The sequence below is a fragment of the Burkholderia sp. LK4 genome (assembly GCF_001043615.1).
GTDB classification, from domain to species: Bacteria; Pseudomonadota; Gammaproteobacteria; order Burkholderiales; family Burkholderiaceae; genus Burkholderia; species Burkholderia cepacia.
The window spans coordinates 1-411 of record NZ_LDUL01000186.1 but is presented as its reverse complement, the minus strand read 5'-3'; the positions used below and the strand labels follow the sequence as shown (position 1 = coordinate 411).

At 63.0% G+C, this 411-nt stretch carries 1 protein-coding gene; it reads left to right on the top strand.

The genetic code is table 11. From position 1 onward, the window contains the following. Positions 1-370 (top strand): ABC transporter permease subunit (locus VK92_RS38835; protein WP_048026832.1); only part of this gene is annotated, 370 nt, incomplete at its 5' end. Between the last annotated feature and the right edge of the window lie 41 nt (positions 371-411).

Below are 411 nucleotides of genomic sequence, written 5' to 3'. Positions count from 1 at the left end.
CCTGCCGTTCATGGTGATGCCGCTCTATGCGCACCTCGTGAAGATGGACCTCACGCTGCTCGAGGCCGCATACGACCTGGGCGCGAAGCCGTGGGTCGCGTTCACGCGCATCACGCTGCCGCTGTCGAAGAACGGGATCATTGCCGGCAGCCTGCTGGTGTTCATCCCGGCGGTGGGCGAGTACGTGATTCCGGAACTGCTGGGCGGCGCCGACACGCTGATGATCGGGCGCGTGATGTGGGATGAATTCTTCAACAACATGGACTGGCCGATGGCGTCCGCGGTGACGGTCGCGATGGTGATGCTGCTGCTGGTGCCGATGGCGCTGTTCCAGTACTACCAGGTCAAGGAACTGGAGGACGCGAAATGATCAAGCCGAGCAAACCGCTGTCGACGGGCGTCCTCGCCTTC